19 protein-coding genes are annotated in these 17185 nt (G+C 65.5%); 12 read left to right on the top strand and 7 right to left on the bottom strand.

All coding sequences use genetic code 11. The features are described 5' to 3' along the window. Positions 1-12: 12 nt before the first annotated feature. Both fabF and VHN57_RS12020 read right to left on the bottom strand, forming a co-directional pair. A complete protein-coding gene (gene fabF / locus VHN57_RS12015; protein WP_004212097.1) occupies positions 13-1272 on the bottom strand; it encodes a beta-ketoacyl-ACP synthase II in 1260 nt (419 codons plus the stop codon). A gap of 178 nt (positions 1273-1450) precedes the next feature. Beyond that, entirely contained in the window at positions 1451-1684 is a 234-nt protein-coding gene (locus VHN57_RS12020; RefSeq protein ID WP_004212096.1) for an acyl carrier protein, read from the bottom strand. Positions 1685-1891: 207 nt separating this feature from the next. Between VHN57_RS12020 and VHN57_RS12025 the strand changes: the two genes are divergently transcribed. After that, complete coding sequence (locus VHN57_RS12025) at positions 1892-3127, top strand: glycosyltransferase family 87 protein (RefSeq protein ID WP_278988560.1); 1236 nt, start codon at positions 1892-1894, stop codon at positions 3125-3127. Between the two features lie 34 nt (positions 3128-3161). Beyond that, complete coding sequence (locus VHN57_RS12030; protein ID WP_278988558.1) at positions 3162-4160, top strand: phosphatase PAP2 family protein; 999 nt, start codon at positions 3162-3164, stop codon at positions 4158-4160. Positions 4161-4177: 17 nt separating this feature from the next. On the opposite strand, the gene fabG is transcribed toward VHN57_RS12030, so the two are convergent. From fabG to fabD, 3 genes are read right to left on the bottom strand one after another with little or no spacing between them, the layout of a single operon-like run. Then, positions 4178-4918 carry a 3-oxoacyl-[acyl-carrier-protein] reductase gene (gene fabG / locus VHN57_RS12035; protein WP_004212094.1) on the bottom strand — a complete coding sequence of 247 codons (741 nt, stop codon included), beginning with the start codon at positions 4916-4918 and terminating at the stop codon, positions 4178-4180. A 1-nt stretch (position 4919) separates the two neighbouring features. Beyond that, complete coding sequence (locus tag VHN57_RS12040) at positions 4920-5726, bottom strand: crotonase/enoyl-CoA hydratase family protein (RefSeq protein WP_278986737.1); 807 nt, start codon at positions 5724-5726, stop codon at positions 4920-4922. Next, a complete protein-coding gene (gene fabD, locus VHN57_RS12045) occupies positions 5723-6658 on the bottom strand; it encodes an ACP S-malonyltransferase (protein WP_097382735.1) in 936 nt (311 codons plus the stop codon). The genes VHN57_RS12040 and fabD overlap by 4 nt, the downstream gene beginning before the upstream one ends. A gap of 190 nt (positions 6659-6848) precedes the next feature. On the opposite strand from fabD, the gene VHN57_RS12050 reads away from it, so the two are divergent. The 7 genes from VHN57_RS12050 (at position 6849) to VHN57_RS12080 (ending at position 13347) form a co-directional block, all read left to right on the top strand. Then, on the top strand, positions 6849-8300 hold the full coding sequence (locus VHN57_RS12050) for an efflux transporter outer membrane subunit (protein ID WP_278986739.1): 1452 nt from the start codon (positions 6849-6851) through the stop codon (positions 8298-8300). After that, positions 8290-9837, top strand: a complete 1548-nt coding sequence (locus tag VHN57_RS12055; RefSeq protein WP_423283979.1) for an efflux RND transporter periplasmic adaptor subunit — start codon at positions 8290-8292, stop codon at positions 9835-9837. Before VHN57_RS12050 ends, VHN57_RS12055 begins: the two co-directional genes overlap by 11 nt. Before the next feature lie 4 nt (positions 9838-9841). Then, on the top strand, positions 9842-10564 hold the full coding sequence (locus VHN57_RS12060; RefSeq protein WP_423283981.1) for an ABC transporter ATP-binding protein: 723 nt from the start codon (positions 9842-9844) through the stop codon (positions 10562-10564). After that, positions 10564-11769 carry an ABC transporter permease gene (locus tag VHN57_RS12065; protein WP_423283983.1) on the top strand — a complete coding sequence of 402 codons (1206 nt, stop codon included), beginning with the start codon at positions 10564-10566 and terminating at the stop codon, positions 11767-11769. Before VHN57_RS12060 ends, VHN57_RS12065 begins: the two co-directional genes overlap by 1 nt. A 110-nt stretch (positions 11770-11879) precedes the next feature. After that, positions 11880-12071 (top strand): hypothetical protein, encoded by a 192-nt coding sequence (locus VHN57_RS12070; protein ID WP_278986745.1) that lies wholly within the window; start codon positions 11880-11882, stop codon positions 12069-12071. A 28-nt stretch (positions 12072-12099) separates the two neighbouring features. Next, the gene (locus tag VHN57_RS12075; protein WP_278986746.1) at positions 12100-12816 is read left to right on the top strand and encodes a CPBP family intramembrane glutamic endopeptidase, BDIM_20840 family; all 717 of its coding nucleotides are present in this window, start codon (positions 12100-12102) and stop codon (positions 12814-12816) included. A 177-nt stretch (positions 12817-12993) separates the two neighbouring features. Then, the gene (locus tag VHN57_RS12080) at positions 12994-13347 is read left to right on the top strand and encodes an RcnB family protein (RefSeq protein WP_278986748.1); all 354 of its coding nucleotides are present in this window, start codon (positions 12994-12996) and stop codon (positions 13345-13347) included. A 54-nt stretch (positions 13348-13401) separates the two neighbouring features. On the opposite strand, the gene VHN57_RS12085 is transcribed toward VHN57_RS12080, so the two are convergent. Continuing rightward, the gene (locus VHN57_RS12085) at positions 13402-14805 is read right to left on the bottom strand and encodes a GntP family permease (protein ID WP_278986749.1); all 1404 of its coding nucleotides are present in this window, start codon (positions 14803-14805) and stop codon (positions 13402-13404) included. A 246-nt stretch (positions 14806-15051) separates the two neighbouring features. Here VHN57_RS12085 and rpsF point away from each other — a divergent pair, with 246 nt between their 5' ends. Genes rpsF through rplI form a run of 3 tightly spaced genes read left to right on the top strand, consistent with a single transcriptional unit; the run spans position 15052 to position 16304 of the window. Next, complete coding sequence (gene rpsF / locus VHN57_RS12090) at positions 15052-15456, top strand: 30S ribosomal protein S6 (protein ID WP_004212077.1); 405 nt, start codon at positions 15052-15054, stop codon at positions 15454-15456. Positions 15457-15469: 13 nt separating this feature from the next. Continuing rightward, positions 15470-15694: a 30S ribosomal protein S18 gene (rpsR, locus tag VHN57_RS12095; protein ID WP_004212076.1), complete on the top strand. Its 225-nt coding sequence runs from the start codon at positions 15470-15472 to the stop codon at positions 15692-15694. A 13-nt stretch (positions 15695-15707) separates the two neighbouring features. Then, on the top strand, positions 15708-16304 hold the full coding sequence (rplI, locus tag VHN57_RS12100) for a 50S ribosomal protein L9 (RefSeq protein WP_004212072.1): 597 nt from the start codon (positions 15708-15710) through the stop codon (positions 16302-16304). 78 nt (positions 16305-16382) lie between these two features. Here rplI and VHN57_RS12105 read toward each other — a convergent pair whose 3' ends face one another. Continuing rightward, positions 16383-17135 carry an SDR family NAD(P)-dependent oxidoreductase gene (locus VHN57_RS12105; RefSeq protein ID WP_037519135.1) on the bottom strand — a complete coding sequence of 251 codons (753 nt, stop codon included), beginning with the start codon at positions 17133-17135 and terminating at the stop codon, positions 16383-16385. Between the last annotated feature and the right edge of the window lie 50 nt (positions 17136-17185).

Here is a 17185-nt window from a genome sequence, read left to right on the forward strand (position 1 = left end):
GGATCAGGCGTATCAGATCGCCTTCATGATGAGCGAGGCGTTGGTGCCGCCGAAGCCGAACGAGTTGTTCAGCACCGCGCGCACCTTGCGTTCCTTGGCGACATGCGGGACCAGGTCCACGCCCTTGCAGCTTTCGCTCGGCTCGTCGAGGTTGAGCGTCGGCGGCACGATCTGGTCGCGCATGGCGAGGATGCAGAAGATGCTCTCCACCGCGCCCGCGCCGCCCAGCAGATGGCCGATCGCCGACTTGGTCGACGACATCGACATGCTGCCCAGATGATCGCCGAACAGACGCTTGACTGCGCCCAGTTCCAGCTCGTCGCCCAGCGGGGTCGAGGTGCCATGCGCGTTCACATAGTCGATATCTTCCAGCGACAGGCCCGAACGCTTGAGCGCCATCTGCATCGAACGGAAGCCGCCATTGCCCTCCGGATGGGGAGCGGTGACATGATAGGCGTCCCCGGTCAGGCCATAGCCGATGACTTCGGCATAGATTTTCGCGCCGCGCGCCTTGGCCCGCTCATATTCTTCCAGCACGACCACGCCCGCGCCTTCGCCCATGACGAAGCCGTCACGGTTGACGTCATAGGGACGCGACGCCTTTTCCGGCGTGTCGTTGAAGCCGGTCGAGAGCGCACGCGCCTGGGCGAAGCCGGCGATGCCGATCGGGCAGATCGCGCTTTCCGCGCCACCCGCCAGCATCACGTCAGCATCATCCATCGCGATCATGCGCGCAGCGTCGCCAATCGAGTGGGCGCCGGTCGAGCAGGCGGTGACGACGGCATGGTTCGGACCCATCAGACCGTATTTGATCGAGACCTGGCCGGAGATCAGGTTGATCAGACGACCATGGACGAAGTGCGGCGAAACGCGGTTGGGGCCCTTATTGGCCAGCACCAGCGATTCGCTTTCGATGCCCGGCAGGCCGCCGATGCCCGAACCGATCGAGCAGCCGGCGCGCAGGCGCTCTTCTTCCGACATGTTGTCCAGGCCCGCGTCGCGCAGCGCCTGGCTGGCGGCGGAAATGCCATAGACGATGAACGGATCGACCTGGCGCTGGATCTTGTGGTCGACGTCCAGCGAGGCGTCATAGCCATATTCATGATCCGCCGGCTTCACTTCGCAGGCGATGCGGCACTTGTAATCGGTGGCGTCGAAGCGGGTGATCGTCGCCGCGCCGGATTTCGACGCGATGATGTTCTTCCAGGTGGTTTCGACATCCCCGCCAAGCGGGCTTACCATGCCAAGGCCGGTTACGACGACGCGACGCATATGCTTGCTCCGAAATTCCAATTTTTGGTTCCGTGCCGCTCATCTAGGCGTTCCACACGCACTTGTGAACGGCAGGCCAGATACGAAAAGGCTCCCCAAGCTCCGGGATCACCGGACAGGAGGAGCCAATCCTTGTGCAAGGAGGGCGGCCCGCCACTGAGGGCAGGCCGCGAAGCCCTTAGGCCTTGCTGTCGATATAGTCGATCGCGTCCTTGACGGTGGCGATCTTCTCAGCCGCATCGTCCGGGATTTCGACGCCGAATTCTTCTTCGAACGCCATCACCAGTTCAACGATGTCCAGGCTGTCTGCGCCCAGATCGTCGATGAAGCTGGCGTCCTCGGTCACCTTCTCGGCTTCGACGCCCAGATGCTCGACGACGATTTTCTTTACGCGATCCGCGGTCTCACTCATGAGTGGTCCTTCTTACTGGGTATCGTTGGTGGTTCTGAATAACCGTTAAGGCATTGCCCTAGTGCCAAGCCCCGATAGAGGCAAGAGGGAAGCCCGCCAAGCCCCTAGATGGAGTGACAAGTGCGTTTCGGCAACAAAAAGGCCGAAAAAACCCGGAAACAACGACTTGTTTACCAAAATTTCAGCCGCTTGTGCCAGCAATATCGCATGGTCGCACGACTCTCACCGGATCTTTTCATCACCCTGCCGCGCGTGCGGCTGGCCGCTTTGCTGATCCTGGCGGCGACGCTGGCGGGGCTGGCCTATCTGTTCGCCACGGCCCATGGCACGGTAGATTCGCTCGGCCGACCGCTTGGCACCGACTTTTCCAACGTCTGGACCGCAGGATGGATGGCCGATCATGGCCAGGCCGCCCAGGCATGGAATTGGCCCGCCCATCATGAAGTGCAGAAGGCGATCCATCATGATCCCGCCATCCCCTTCTATGGCTGGCATTATCCGCCGCCCTTCCTGATCATCGCCACCCTGCTGGCCCAATTCCCCTATGTCGCGGCGCTGCTGATCTGGCAGGGGACTACCCTCGCCATGGCGCTGGCGCTGGTGCAGCGCATCCTGCCGGGCCATCGCGACGCGCTGCTGGTCGCGATGGGGGCGCCGGTGGTGCTGGTGTGCCTGGGCCATGGCCAGAACGCCTTTTTGACCGCCAGCCTGCTGGGCGGCGGCATGCTGCTGCTCGACCGGCGCCCGTGGATCGCGGGCATGCTGCTGGGCGCGCTCGTCTACAAACCGCAATTTGCGGTGCTGATCCCGGTCCTCATCCTGGCGCGCGGCAATGCCCGCGCCTTTGTGTCGGCGGGGCTCACCGTCACCGCGCTATGCCTGCTCACAATCGCCCTGTGGGGCTGGCCGGTGTGGCAGGCCTTTTTCGATTCCTTGCCCCTCACCCGTCACATCATCATCGAAAATGGCGCGACCGGCTGGTCGAAGATCCAGAGCCCCTTTGCCGCAGTGCGCCAGTGGGGCGGCGCGATCCCGCTCGCCTATGCCGTCCAGGCCACGGTCACCGCGCTCGCCATCGCCGCGGCCGCGCTGGTCGCGCGGCGTGGATCGATGGCTGCGCGCGGCGCTGCCGCGCTCAGCGCCGCGCTACTCTGCACCCCCTATTTGCTGGACTATGATTATGTGCTGCTGGGCGTCGCGATCGCCTTTCTGGTCGCCGATGCGCTGCAGCGTGGCTGGCTGTCCGGCGAACGTAGCTGGCTCGCTTATGCGTGGATCGCGCCCTATTTCGGGCGTGCCCTCTCGGCCCTAACCCTGGTGCCGGTCAATCTGATCGCCGCCATCGCGGTGCTGGCGCTGGCCACCCGCGCGACCATCCTCGCCCAGCCCGGCGCCCGCCTTGCCCTCCCGTGGCTGGGCAGCGGCGCAGCCCGTACGGCTTAACCTTGTTTTAGCCTCGACCGGCTAGAGGATCGCCATGGCAGCAGCGCCCATCGCCTCGACCCAGCCGCCCGACCGGCGCCCAGCAGAATGGCCCGAGGGCCGGGACGACGGCGCCTGGCTAATCCTAGCCATCACCGGCCTGCTGATCGCCCTGCTCCAGTGGATCGATCCCTTCACCCTGTCGCTGCGCAGCCTGGCGGGACCGGTCGGCTTTGCCCTGCTGCTGGGCGCGCTCGCCTGCTATTATCATGTCTTGCGGCCGGTTCCCGCGATCCGGGCGATGCTCACCGGCCTCGCACTGATGCTGCTGTTCAGCGCGATCGGCGCATCGCTATCCTATATGATCGCCGCGCGCGGCGGTCCGCTATGGGATGATCAACTCGCCCGTTGGGATGGCGCGATCGGTCTCGACTGGCTCAGCTGGATGCACTGGCTGGACGCGCACCCGCTGCTCGCGACGCTGCTCAACCTTGCCTATCGCACGCTGATCCCCCAGATGATCGCGCTCATCCTGCTGCTGGGTTTCTGCCATCAACTGGCCGCGCTGCGGATCGTCATGCAGGCGGCGATGCTTGCCGGGCTTTGCGTCATCCTGCTGTCGGGGCTGCTCCCGGCGATCGGCACCTATACCCATTTTGGCCTGAGCCCATCGGACTATCCCAATCTGCGCCCGGCCGCTCCCTATCTACATATCGCCGATCTGAACGGCCTGCGCGATGGCAGCTTCCGCGCGCTGACGCTCGACCGGCTGCAGGGGATCATCACCTTCCCCAGCTATCATGGCGCTCTGGCCATGGTGTTTGGCTGGGGCTTTTCGCGCGCCACCATCCGCGCGGTGCGCTGGATCGGCACCACCCTCGCCCTGCTGACGCTGATCGCCACGCCGGTCGATGGCGGCCATTATTTCAGCGACGTGATCGCCGGTGCGCTGATCGCCGCCGCCAGCCTGTGGATCGCGTGCCGAACCGTCCATTGGACGATCCGGCCGCGCTTCCATCGCAAGGGCCTGTCCGGCACGCTGTCGCCCGCCTGACCGCCCCTGCCGATCGATCAGATCATCGCCATGCCGCCATTGACGTGCAGGGTCTGGCCGTTGACATAGCCTGCTTCCTTGCTCGCCAGATAGGCGACCGCCGCGCCGATATCGTCGCCATCGCCCAGATCGCCGGCCGGGATCTTGGCCAGGATCGTGCCCTTCTGCGCATCGTTCAGCGCATCGGTCATGGCCGACCGGATGAAGCCGGGGGCCACGCAGTTCACGGTGATGCCGCGGCTCGCCAGTTCCTGGCCCAGCGACTTGGACATGCCGATGATGCCGGCCTTCGACGCGCAATAGTTGGACTGGCCCGGATTGCCGGTGACGCCCACGACCGAGGTGATCGAGATGATGCGGCCAAAGCGCGCCTTCATCATCGGCTTGGCGGCGGCGCGGCACAGGCGGAAGGCGGCTTCCAGATTGACCGCGATCACCTGCGACCATTCCTCGTCCTTCATGCGCAGGATCAAATTGTCGCGGGTGATGCCGGCATTGTTGACCAGTATGTCGATCTTGCCGCCCAGCGCTTCCACCGCCTGCGGCACCAGCGCGTCGACGGCGGCCGGGTCGGACAGGTTGCAGACCAAGGTCTTGTGATCCCCGCCCAGTTCGGCGGCAAAGGCCTTGAGCTTCTCCTCATTGCTGCCCGACAGCGCCAGGGTGGCGCCCTGCGCGGCCAGCGCCTTGGCGATGGAAGAGCCGATGCCCCCCGAAGCGCCAGTCACCAGCGCGGTCATTCCCGTCAGATCGAACATTCTAGTCTCCCTTGAAGTGTGGCGGCCGGCGGTCGAAGAAGGCGGTGATCGCCTCGTCATGATCCGCGGTCGCGTGGGCCAGCGCCTGCATGGCGCCCGCCATTTCCAAAATTTGCGAAAGTTCGGCCGTCTGCGCCGCACGCAGCAACCGTTTGGTCATCCGCGTCGCATGCGGCGGATTGGCGGCGATCGCATCAGCCTGCGCCCGCGCCACCGTCATAAGGTCCGCGTTGGGCACCACATCGCCGACCAGCCCGATCCGCAGTGCCTCGCCCGCGTCGATCGTCTCGCCGGTCAGCGAGAGTTGCGATGCCTTGGAAAAGCCGATGATGCGCGGCAGCAACCAGGCCCCGCCATCGCCCGACACCAGGCCTAGCTTCACGAAGCTTTCGGCAAAGCGCGCGCTTTGCCCCGCGATGCGCAGGTCGCACATGCAGGCCAGGTCCAGCCCCGCGCCGATCGCCGGGCCATTGACCGCCGCGATCACCGGCAGCTCGATCGCCTGGAACAGCAAGGGCAGGCGCTGGATACCCGCGCGATAATTGCGCCGCGTCTGCGCCGGCAGGCTGGCGCGCAGCCCCCCGGCATCCGGCCGCATCGCATTGAGATCGCCGCCCGAGGAGAAGGCACTGCCCGCCCCGGTCAGGATCGCGACATGGACGCTCGCATCCCGGTCCGCCGCCTCGAACACATCGCACAGCGCATCCACCATCGCCGGATCGGAGATGGGGTTGCGCCGGTCGGGCAGGTTCAGCGTGACCGTCAGGACGGCCCCGTCACGGTGGGTAAGGACCGGGCTCTCGGTCACAGCGCGCCCAGCACCGCCTCGATATCGTCCATTGTCACCACGCTGCGCACGGTAGCGTCCGGCGCGATGCGCTTGACCATCGGGCCAAGCACCTTGCCGCCCAGTTCGACGAAATCGGTGACGCCCGCGTCCCACATCGCGCCGATCGACTCGCGCCAGCGGACGCGGCCGGTGACCTGCTCGACCAGACGCTCGCGAATGTCGGTCGGGTCGCTGATCGGCGCGGCCAGCACATTGGCATAGACCGGCAGCAGCGGCGCGTTGATCGTCGCCTTGGCGAGCGCTTCCGCCATCGCATCGGCGGCGGGCTGCATCAGCGGGCAGTGGAAGGGCGCCGACACCGGCAGCAGCACGCCGCGCTTGATGCCATAATCCTTGACCAGCGCGACCGCGCGCTCGATCGCGCCCTTGTGGCCGGAAATGACGACCTGGCTGGGATCATTGTCGTTGGCGACGGTGCAGACTTCGCCCTCGGCCGCGGCATCGGCCAGCGCCTGCGCCTTTTCGATGTCGGCGCCCAACAGCGCGGCCATCGCGCCCTCACCCACCGGCACGGCGGCCTGCATCGCCTGACCGCGCAGCTTGAGCAGGCGGGCGGTGGTGCCAAGGTCGAACGCCTCGACCGCGCAGAGCGCGCTATATTCGCCAAGGCTGTGACCCGCGACATAATCACCCTTGTCGGCCAGGCTGAAGCCGCCTTCCTTCTGCATCACGCGCAGCGTGGCGAGCGCGTTGGCCATGATCGCCGGCTGGGCGTTCTCGGTCAGGGTCAGGTCGCTCTCGGGGCCTTCCACCATGATGCGGAACAGATGCTGCGACAGGGCGTCATCGACTTCCTGGAACAGTTCCTTTGCCGCCGGGCTTGCCTCGGCCAGCGCCTTGCCCATGCCGACCGACTGGCTACCCTGGCCTGGGAAAAGAAATGCCCTCATCTTCCATCCTCTGATCTACTGGTGTCTTTCCGGAGAAAAACACGGGAATTCACGCACGTTACACTTTGAGACATATATGGCATTGAGGCGTACATTGCTTTTCGGCACGTAACGACCTGACATACCTGCCCCCTGTCTCTCCGGGGGAATATTGCTGGCCCCTTTAACGACGACGGAGTGCAAGGAAAAGGTGCGATATCGCATTGCATGGCTCACGGGATCGGTGCTTGCCCTGTCCGCCTGCGCGGCGGGGCCGAACTATCACGCGCCGCAATCCGCCGCGCTGGGCGTGCCTGCCGGCTATAGCCAGGGCAGCGGCGCCGCGCTGGACGACGCCACCCTCGCCACCTGGTGGACGCGGCTCAACGATCCGACGCTGACCGGCCTGATCGATCAGGCGATCGCCGGCAACCTGGACATCGTCCAGGCGCAGGCACGGCTGCGGCAGGCGCGGGAATCCCTGCGCCAGGCCAATGCCGCCTTCCTGCCGCAGGTGAACGGATCGGCCAGCGGCGGCAAGAATTACCGCAGCCAGGCCGGCGGCACCCGTGTCGATGACAGCGGCAACGTCATCTCCACCGGCGCCAGCAACTGGTCCAGCAGCTATTCGGCCGGCGCCAATGCCAGTTGGCAGATCGACCTGTTCGGCGAATTGTCGCGCTCGGCCGAAGCCGCGCGGGCCGATCTTGCCGCGTCCGGCTATGACCTCGCCAATGTGCGGATGACCATCATTTCCGAACTGGTCACCAACTATGTCCAGGCGCGCGCATCGCAGGAACAGCTGCGCATCGCCCGCGAGACGCAGAAGGTGCAGCAGGACAATTACGACATCGCCCGCTGGCGGTTGCAGGCCGGGCTGGTCTCCTCGCTCGACGAGCAGCAGGCCAGGGCCCAGCTCGCCCAAACCAACGCCACCATCCCGCAGCTCGAAGCCAGCCTGAAGGGCAGCCTCAACCGCATCGCCGTGCTGACCGGCCTGGCGCCGGGCGACGCGACCCGCGCGCTCGAAACGCCAGCACCGATCCCCACCGCCGCAACCGACATCGCCACCGGCATTCCGGCCGATACGCTGCGCCAGCGGCCCGATGTGCGGTCCGCCGAACGGGCGCTGGCCGCCGCCACCGCACGGATCGGCGTCGCCCAGGCGCAGCTCTATCCCTCGCTCGGCATCAGCGGCAACATCGGCACCACGTCGAACGCCTTCAAGGATCTGTTCGACCTCATCACCGGCGGCGTCTTTGCCAATGTCGCCCAGACCATCTTCGATGGTGGTCGCCTCGCCTCACAGGTTCGCGCGCAGAAGGCGGCGACCGACGGCGCCTTCGCCGCCTACAAGCAGAGCGTCCTCGGCGCGCTGGAGGATGTCGAAAATGGCATGGCCTCGCTCGACAGTGCCCGCCGGCGCAAGGTCGAGTTCGCCACCGCCCATGAAGCGTCGAACAATGCCGCAATCCTGGCGCGCAGCCAGTATCAATCCGGCCTGATCGACTTCCAGACCCTGTCCAGCAGCGAAACCACGTTGCTGAACGCCCGCAACAGCCTTGCCAGCGCCCAATCGGACGAGATCCTGGCCATCGCCCAGCTCTATAATGCGCTGGGTGGCGGCTGGCAGAATATGGATGACCGCCCCCATGAGCAATGACGCCAGCCCCGACCAGGATCTCAACGACTTTCTGGGCGCCAAGCCGGAAAAGCCGCATCGCAAATGGCTGATCCGCGGCGCCATCGGCGTCGTGCTGCTGATCCTGGTCCTGCTTGTCGCCCGCTGCTTTGCCGGCGATGACAAGCCCAATTATGCCACCCGCGAGGCGCGCCAGGGCGACCTGACGGTCAGCGTGTCGGCGACCGGCAATCTGAAACCAATCAACCAGGTCGATGTGGGGTCCGAACAGTCGGGCAAGATCACCGCCGTCTATGTCGACGTCAATGATCGCGTGACCAAGGGGCAGAAGCTCGCCGAGCTGGACACCCGCCGCCTGGTCGACACGATCAACCAGACGCAGGCTCAGGTCGCCTCCTCCCAGGCTGGCGTCGCCCAGGCGCAGGCGCAGGTCGCGCTGGCCAAGGCGACACTGGATCGCCAGCTCAACGTCTATCAGCTTTCTGGTGGCAAGGTGCCGGCCAAGACCGAACTGGATTCGGCCCGCGCCGACTATAATGGCGCGCTCGCCAATCTTCGTTCGGCCCAGGCGCAGGTGAATGTCTCGCGCGCCCAGCTGTCGACCGCCCAGACCAACCTGTCGATCGCCCAGATCGTCTCGCCGGTCACCGGCGTGGTCCTGTCGCGCGACATCGAGCCGGGCCAGACCGTCGCCGCCTCGCTCAACGCGCCGGTGCTGTTCACCATCGCCGAGGATCTCACCAAGATGGAGGTCGAGGTGTCGGTGGACGAAGCCGATGTCGGCCAGGTCAAGGAAAGCCAGACCGCCAATTTCGCCGTCGACGCCTTCCCCGGCCGCACCTTCCCGGCAAAGGTCACGCGGGTGAATGTCGGGTCGAACAGCTCCAGCAGCAGCTCGTCCTCCTCGTCCTCGACCAGCACGACCAGCAGCTCGACCGGCACGGTCGTCGCCTATACCGCCGTGCTGTCGGTCGACAATGCGGACGAAACCCTGCGTCCGGGCATGACCGCGACCGCCGACATCGTGACCCAGGAACTGCATGACGTGCTGCTCGTCCCCAACAGCGCGCTCCGATTCAAGCCCAGCAGCGGCGCCGGATCGGGCGGCGGCATCACCAGCGTCCTGCCCGGCCCCGGCCGCATGCGCCGCAGCGGCGCCAACCGCCAGGTCAATTTCGGCGCGGGTAGCAGCCAGACCCTCTATGTCCTCGACGAAAAGGGCGATCCCAAGGCGATCCAGGTGACCGTCGGCGCCAGCGACGGATCGCGCACCGTGATCACCGGCGGCGACCTGAAGCCCGGCATGAAGGTCATCACCGGCCAGCTTGCCGCCGGCGCGCAGCAGCCCGCCGAGGACCAGAAGGCAGACCCCGCCGCTGGCGACACGAAGGACCGCCCGCGCAATCCCGCCGCCGACGGCAGCCCCGCCAGCGTCAAGTCGCTGGGCAATTCGGGCGACGCCGCGCCCCAGACCGCCCCCGTCGCTCCGACGCCCGCCGTCCCCCAGAGCAGCGGCGGCGCGGAGAGCCGGGGCACCGGCCGACAGAGCGGAACCTGATCCCATGATCGCCGATCCCATCATCTCGCTGCGGGGGATCACCAAGATCTTCGGCAGCGGCCCCACCGCCTTTCAGGCGCTCAAGGGCATAGACCTCGACATCGAACAGGGCGATTTCGTCGCCGTCATGGGGCCTTCGGGCTCGGGCAAGTCGACGACGATGAACATATTGGGCTGCCTCGACGTGCCATCGGGCGGGCAGTTCCTGTTCAAGGGCCGCCATGTCGAAACGTTGGACCGCGATCAGCGCGCGCTGCTGCGCCGCCGCTATCTCGGCTTCGTCTTCCAGGGCTTCAACCTGCTCGCCCGCACCAGCGCGCTCGAAAATGTCGAGCTGCCCCTGCTTTATCGCGGCGAGGACAAGAAGACCCGTTACGACATGGGCATGGCCGCGCTCGACAAGGTGGGCCTGAAGGACTGGTGGGACCATACGCCGGCCGAATTGTCCGGCGGCCAGCAACAGCGCGTCGCGATCGCCCGCGCCATCGTCACCCAGCCCGACGTGCTGCTGGCGGACGAACCGACCGGCAATCTCGATTCCGAACGGTCGGTGGAGATCATGCAATTGCTGACCGACCTCAACCAGAATAGCGGCATCACCGTGCTGATGGTGACGCACGAACCCCACATGGCCGAATTTGCCCGCACCATCGTCCATTTCAAGGATGGTCTGGTCGAGCGGATCGAAAAGGGCCTGGGCGGACCGCAGAAGGGAGCCGTGGGCTGATGCTGGGCACCACCGTCATCCTCGCCTTCCGGGCGATCAACCGGCACAAGATGCGCAGCTTCCTCACGACGCTCGGCATCATCATCGGCGTTGCCGCCGTCGTCACCATGGTGACGCTGGGCAATGGCGCGACCGCCGCCGTGCGCGAACAGATCAGCTCGCTGGGCGCCAATGTGCTGCAACTGCGCCCCGGCCAGGGCTTCGGCCGTGGCGGCGGCGGGCCGCGCCCGCCCAATTTCAAGGAAGCGGACCTGACCGCGATCGAGAACCAGCTGACCGGCGTGCGCGCCGTGGCGCCGGTGGTCCAGTCGAGCGGCACCGCCATCTATGAAGGCAATAACTGGTCGACCACCGTCTATGGCACGACGTCGGCCTATTCGCAGGTCCAGTCCTGGAATGTGTCGGAAGGCCGGCTGTTCATGCCGGACGAGGAAGAGGCCGGCAAATCGGTCTGCATCATCGGCAATACGGTGCGCACCAACCTGTTCCAGGGCAATGACCCGATCGGCAAGCGGATGCGGATCAAGGGCGTGAGCTGTCAGGTGGTGGGCGTACTGGCGACCCGCGGCCAGGGCGGCTTTGGCGACCAGGACGATGTCGTCGTCATGCCGATCAAGTTCGTCCAGCGCCGCTTCACCGGCGATCGCGACATCAGCCAGATCATGGTCGCGGTCGACGACGCCTATGACAGCGCGACCGTGCAGGACAGCCTGGAGCAGCTGATGCGCGAGCGGCGCAAGATCAAGGCGGGCGCGGAGGATAATTTCAACGTCTTCGACACCAAGCAGATCAGCGACACGCTGACCGGCACCACCACCATCCTGACCCAGATCGTCGCGGCGGTGGCCGCCATATCCCTGCTGGTCGGCGGCATCGGCATCATGAACATCATGCTGGTGTCGGTGACGGAACGCACCCGCGAGATCGGCATCCGCCTCGCCATCGGTGCGGTCGCACGCGAAGTGCTGATGCAGTTTCTGGTGGAGGCGATCGTGCTGTCCTGCATGGGCGGCCTGATCGGCCTGGTCATGGCGCTCATCGCATCGGTCGGCATCGCGCCGCTGATGAAGGTCCCCTTCACCTTCGATCCGCAGGTAAATCTGATCGCCTTCCTCTTCTCGGCGGCGATCGGCGTGGTGTTCGGCTATTTCCCCGCCCGCCGGGCGGCAAGCCTCAACCCGATCGACGCGCTGCGGCACGAATAGGCTGATACATTTTCCGACAAAAGGGCGGTTATCCGGGATAATGCTGCGACATCTTCTGCCTAATCCCTCCTTCCATGGCGCCGCTCCGGCGCCTTGGAAGGAATGCCTCCATGAAGATGATCGCCGCCAGCCTCATCAGCAGTGCTCTGCTGTTCGGGGTCAGCCTCACCCCCTTTGCCGACGCGCAGGCACCGCTGACGGCGCAATTGCTGGAGGGCAAGGATCACCCCATCCTGCTCGCCCGCATGACCGTCACCGCCACGCCCCTGCCCGCCGTCTCTCTGCCCGCCTCCGCCGACTGAGCCGCCGCCGCGCGCCGGAGCGGAGCGCATGAACGGTGTCATCGGCCTGCTCGGCACGCTGGCGCTATTGCTGGCCGCAGGCGGTGCGATCGGCCTGATCGATCGGCGCGGCTTTCGGCCCGGCTGGCTGCTGGTTGCCGCCGCCCTGGTCGCCGCTAATGACGCGCTGCTGACCCGCGCCTATCGGCATATCCCCGATCTCATCCCCGCCGCCGACTGGAACTGGCAGGGCAAGCTGCTAGCCCTTGCCCTCACGCTGCTGGTGGCCGCCCTACCGGTATTTGGCTGGAAGCGGGTCGGCCTCACCCTCCGGCAAGCACGCGGCAGCCTGACCGCTGCCCTGCCCGTGGCTCTCCTCTATTGCGCCTTCTTCACCGCGCTCGCGCTCTATTTCCCCGACGATCCCAGCAGCGCAGAGGAAATCGCCTTCCAGCTCACCATGCCGGGGCTGGAGGAAGAACCTTTCTATCGCGGCATTCTGCTTTTCGCGCTCGATCGCGCCTTTACCCGGCGGGTTCGCTTTCTCGGCGTCGACTGGGGCTGGGGCGCCCTGCTTTCCTGCGGCCTGTTCGGCCTTGCCCATGCGTTCGGCTATTCGGGCGGCCATTTCAGCTTTGACCCGATGGTGATGGCGCTTACCGCCATCCCCTCGCTACTCGCCGTCTGGCTGCGCCTGCGTACCGGCAGCCTGCTGCTGCCGATCCTGCTGCACAATTTCGGCAATGCCATCTCGCTGATGTTGTGAGTCGAACAAGGCATTGAAAAATCGCCATTTCTGAACCGATATTCAGCTTAAATCGGGTTTTGATACAATTTCCGACAAAACTGCCCCACCCTTGGGACAGGCTTGCGACAAGCGCGGCCTATCTCTGTCTTCGACGCCGGAAGCGGCGCCCTCGATTGAAACAAGAGGAATGAAGACATGTTCAAGAAGATCATCCTGGCCCTGACCGCCACCGCCGTTGCCGCCAACCCGATCGTCACCGCCCAGGCCCAGGCCGCGCCCCATCGCGAGACCGTCCGGGTCGTGAAGGAAGGTCCGCACCGCACCGTCGTCCAGAAGAAGACGGTGGTGCGCAACGATCGCCACTGGGCCAAGGGCCAGCGCTTCGATCGCCGCTATGCGACCAATTACCGGGTCGTCGACAATTATCGCGGCTATCGCCTGTCGGCCCCGCCGCGCGGTTACCACTGGGTCCGCTCGGGCAATGACGCAGTGCTGGTCGCGATCACCAGCGGGATCATCGGCGCGGTCGTCGCCGGCGCCATCCGCTAAGCAGGCCATATCCTGAAAACGCCCTGGAGCCTTCGCTCCGGGGCGCTTTCGCGTTCACACCAGCCCGGTCAGATAATAGACGGCGATCACGACGAAGACGGTCATCGTCTTGATGAGGGTCAGCGCGAATATGTCCTTATAGGCCTGGCGATGGGTGAGGCCCGTCACCGCCAGCAGGGTGATGACCGCGCCATTATGCGGCAGGCTGTCCATGCCCCCCGATGCCATCGACGCGACCCGGTGCAGCACTTCGCGCGGTATACCCGCCGCATCGCCCGCCGCCACGAACTGGTCCGCCATCGCCGCCAGCGCGATCGACAGGCCGCCCGACGCCGATCCGGTGATGCCGGCCAGGGTCGTCACCGTAATCGCTTCGTTGATCAGCGGGTTGGGCACCGCCTTCAGCGCGTCCTTGACGACCAGGAAGCCCGGCAGCGCCGCGATCACTCCGCCAAAGCCATATTCGACCGCCGTGTTCATCCCCGCCAGCAAGGCGCCGCCGACCGCCGCCTTCGATCCTTCCGCAAAGCGCCGTGACACGATCGGGAAAGCGAAGATCAGGATGGTGGCGATGCCCATCAGCAGCGCCCCCTCCACCGCCCACAGCGCCGCTTGTTGTGTCACTTTCGCCGTCACCGGCTCGGGCAGCCCCGCTAGCCGAATGCTCACCTCTTCCGCCCCGCCGGTGATGCGCGGGATCAGCAGCGTCAACGCCAGATTGCCCAGCCCCACCACCAGCAGCGGAAGCAGCGCGACCATCGGGTGGATGGCGACCGCCTCTTCCTGACGATCGGGTTCGTTGACCAGCGTTTCGGGTGCGCCATAGCCCTCCCCCGCAGCCGCCATCGCCCGGCGCCGCCAGTTGAGATAGGCAAGGCCCGCCGCCGCGATCACCACCGATCCGATCACGCCCAGCACCGGCGCCGCCCAGGCGGTGGTGCCAAAGAAGCTGGCCGGAATGACATTCTGGATCTGCGGCGTGCCGGGCAGCGCATCCATGGTGAAGGTCAGCGCGCCAAGGCCGATGGTAGCCGGCACCAGCCGCTTGGGAATATCGGCGCGGCGGAACATCTCGGCGGCGAAGGGATAGACGGCGAACACCGCCACGAAGACCGAGACCCCGCCATAGGTCAGCAGCGCCGTCACGATCATGATCGCCGGGATCGCCCGCCCCGCGCCGACGAAACCGATCACCGCCGTCACGATCGCGCGGGAAAAACCCGATATCTCGACCAGCTTGCCGAACAGCGCGCCAAGCAGGAAGACCGGAAAATAGAGCTTCAGGAAGGTGGCGACCTTGTCCATGAACAGGCCGGAAAAGGCGGTGGGCACTGCCGCCGGATCGGTCAGGAACACCGCCAGCATGGCGAGCAAAGGCGCCATCAATATGACGCTCATGCCGCGATAGGCCGCCAGCATCAGCAAGATCAGCGCCAGTGCCGCGATCGCGACCGCCATCCGTCTCTCCTTCTCATTTTCTGAAGCGCAGGATAGAGACAGGTGAAGCCTGACTGCAAGCAGGGCCGCTGCCGCCCATGGCTGCACCGATGCCGCTTGCCTTTCCCCCGCTTTTCCGTCATAGGCGCGCCTTCGCTCGGCCCCGGATTCGGACGTCGGACGATTTCGAATGCTTGAGACGACAGCCGGAGGGGCGTTCCACATGGGGTGGGCGTCAGCGATCGGCCAACAGATGAGGCAATACCCATGGCTCTTTACGAGCATGTGTTCCTTGCGCGCCAGGATCTGGCACAGGCGCAGGTGGACGCTCTGGCGGAAACCGCCACCAAGATCGTCGAGGAAAATGAAGGCAAGGTGACCAAGGTCGAGACCTGGGGCCTGCGTTCGCTCGCGTACAAGATCGCCAAGAACCGCAAGGCGCACTACGTCATGCTGAACATCGACGCGCCGGGCAACGTGATTGCCGAGCTGGAGCGTCAGACCCAGATCAACGAAGACATCATCCGCTACATGACCATCAAGGTCGAAGAGCTGGAAGCCGGTCCGTCGGTGATGATGCGCAAGCAGGAACGCGCCGAACGCGGCGACCGTGCCCCCCGTGGTGACCGTGGCCCGCGCCGTGAGCGCGAAGAAGCCCCGGCTGCCGAATAAGGAGATCTGAAACATGGCACGCCCGTTTTTCCGCCGCCGCAAGAGCTGCCCCTTCGCCGCCAAGGATGCGCCGAAGATCGATTACAAGGACGTCCGTCTGCTGCAGGGCTTCGTGTCCGAGCGCGGCAAGATCGTCCCCAGCCGCATCACCGCGGTGTCCGCCAAGAAGCAGCGTGAGCTGGCCCAGGCCATCAAGCGCGCCCGTCACCTGGGCCTGCTGCCCTACATCGTGAAGTAAGGGAGAAAGACCCATGGAAATCATTCTCCTTGAGCGCATCGAAAAGCTGGGCGCGATCGGCGACGTCGTCACCGTGAAGGATGGTTACGCTCGTAACTTCCTGCTGCCCAACAAGAAGGCTCTTCGTTCGAACGCCGCCAACAAGGCTGTGTTCGAAGCCAACCGCGCGAAGATCGAAGCCGACAACGCCGCTCGTCGTTCGGACGCCGAAAAGGCTGCCGAAGGCGTCAACGGCAAGCAGATCGTCCTGATCCGCCAGTCGTCGAACGCCGGTCACCTGTACGGCTCGGTCGCCGTCCGTGACGTCGTCGACGCGCTGCACGCCGATGGCGTGACCAACGTCTCCAAGGCGATGGTCGTGCTGGAGCGTCCGATCAAGACCCTGGGCGTCTTCGACGTCAAGGTCGCGCTGCACCCGGAAGTGGCCGTCACCATCACGGTGAACGTTGCCCGCTCGCCGGAAGAAGCCGAACTGCAGGCGCAGGGCGTCGACGTGATGGCCGACCTGTTCGAGAAGGACGAAGCCGGCTTCACCGAGGATTACGATCCGAACGCCGAGCCGGGCGAAATCGCCGTCGAGGCGGAAGAAGCCCCGGCCGAAGAAGCCTGAGCCTCTTCGCTCTGACAAACGAGAAAGCCGCCCGTCACCGGGCGGCTTTTTTGTTGCCCTGAAAAGCGCGGCTGCGGCTCAGATCTGCGCGAAGCCGCCATCGACGAACAGTTCGACGCCGTTGACATAGCTGGCGTCGTCGGAGGCGAGGAACAGCGCCGCCTTGCCGATCTCGCGCGGGTCGGCCAGCCGGCCGAGCGGGATTTGCGAGGCCAGACCGCCTTCCAGCGCCTGCCATTCAGCATCGTCGGCAGCCAGTCCCTGCAGCCCCGGCGTGCGGGTGGCACCCGGCGCGATCGTGTTCACCCGGATATGGCGGTCCTTGAGGTCCAGGATCCAGTGCCGCGCGAAATTGCGGATCGCCGCCTTGGTCGCTCCATAGACACTGAAGGCCGGCAAGGCGCGCACAGACTCCGTCGATCCGGTCAGGATGATCGATGCCCCGTCCCGCAGCAGCGGCAGCGCCTTCTGCACCGTGAACAGCGTCGCCTTCACGTTCAGGCCGAAGGTGCGATCAAACTCCTCCTCGGTGATGCTGCCGATCGGCTGGAAGCTGCCGCCGCCGGCATTGGCGACCAATATGTCGATCTGGGCGCCATCCTGCTGCACGACATCATAGAGGCGATCGAGATCGGCGAACCGGGTCACGTCGCCCTGCACACCCACTGCACCATGGCCGATGGTGCGGACCGCCGCGTCCAGTTCCTCCTGCCGCCGGCCGGTGATGAACAGCCTGGCGCCGGCTTCGGCCAGTTCCTGCGCGATGCCCAGGCCAATGCCGGTCGTGCCGCCGGTCACCACCGCCACCTTATTTTCCAATTTGCGTGCCATGATCATTTCCTTTTTGTTCGGCGATGCGCCCTGCACCGCCTGTGTCATTG

It is taken from the genome of Sphingobium salicis subsp. salicis, assembly GCF_049472635.1.
In the GTDB taxonomy this organism is placed as follows: Bacteria; Pseudomonadota; Alphaproteobacteria; order Sphingomonadales; family Sphingomonadaceae; genus Sphingobium; species Sphingobium yanoikuyae_A.

Coding starts and splice junctions, on each gene's coding strand:
- fabF (WP_004212097.1), bottom strand. CDS start 1,272: ATGCGTCGCGTCGTCGTAACCGGCCTTGGCATGGTAAGCCCGCTTGGC.
- VHN57_RS12020 (WP_004212096.1), bottom strand. CDS start 1,684: ATGAGTGAGACCGCGGATCGCGTAAAGAAAATCGTCGTCGAGCATCTG.
- VHN57_RS12025 (WP_278988560.1), top strand. CDS start 1,892: ATGGTCGCACGACTCTCACCGGATCTTTTCATCACCCTGCCGCGCGTG.
- VHN57_RS12030 (WP_278988558.1), top strand. CDS start 3,162: ATGGCAGCAGCGCCCATCGCCTCGACCCAGCCGCCCGACCGGCGCCCA.
- fabG (WP_004212094.1), bottom strand. CDS start 4,918: ATGTTCGATCTGACGGGAATGACCGCGCTGGTGACTGGCGCTTCGGGG.
- fabD (WP_097382735.1), bottom strand. CDS start 6,658: ATGAGGGCATTTCTTTTCCCAGGCCAGGGTAGCCAGTCGGTCGGCATG.
- VHN57_RS12055 (WP_423283979.1), top strand. CDS start 8,290: ATGAGCAATGACGCCAGCCCCGACCAGGATCTCAACGACTTTCTGGGC.
- VHN57_RS12060 (WP_423283981.1), top strand. CDS start 9,842: ATGATCGCCGATCCCATCATCTCGCTGCGGGGGATCACCAAGATCTTC.
- VHN57_RS12065 (WP_423283983.1), top strand. CDS start 10,564: ATGCTGGGCACCACCGTCATCCTCGCCTTCCGGGCGATCAACCGGCAC.
- VHN57_RS12070 (WP_278986745.1), top strand. CDS start 11,880: ATGAAGATGATCGCCGCCAGCCTCATCAGCAGTGCTCTGCTGTTCGGG.
- VHN57_RS12075 (WP_278986746.1), top strand. CDS start 12,100: ATGAACGGTGTCATCGGCCTGCTCGGCACGCTGGCGCTATTGCTGGCC.
- VHN57_RS12080 (WP_278986748.1), top strand. CDS start 12,994: ATGTTCAAGAAGATCATCCTGGCCCTGACCGCCACCGCCGTTGCCGCC.
- VHN57_RS12085 (WP_278986749.1), bottom strand. CDS start 14,805: ATGGCGGTCGCGATCGCGGCACTGGCGCTGATCTTGCTGATGCTGGCG.
- rpsF (WP_004212077.1), top strand. CDS start 15,052: ATGGCTCTTTACGAGCATGTGTTCCTTGCGCGCCAGGATCTGGCACAG.
- rpsR (WP_004212076.1), top strand. CDS start 15,470: ATGGCACGCCCGTTTTTCCGCCGCCGCAAGAGCTGCCCCTTCGCCGCC.
- rplI (WP_004212072.1), top strand. CDS start 15,708: ATGGAAATCATTCTCCTTGAGCGCATCGAAAAGCTGGGCGCGATCGGC.
- VHN57_RS12105 (WP_037519135.1), bottom strand. CDS start 17,135: ATGGCACGCAAATTGGAAAATAAGGTGGCGGTGGTGACCGGCGGCACG.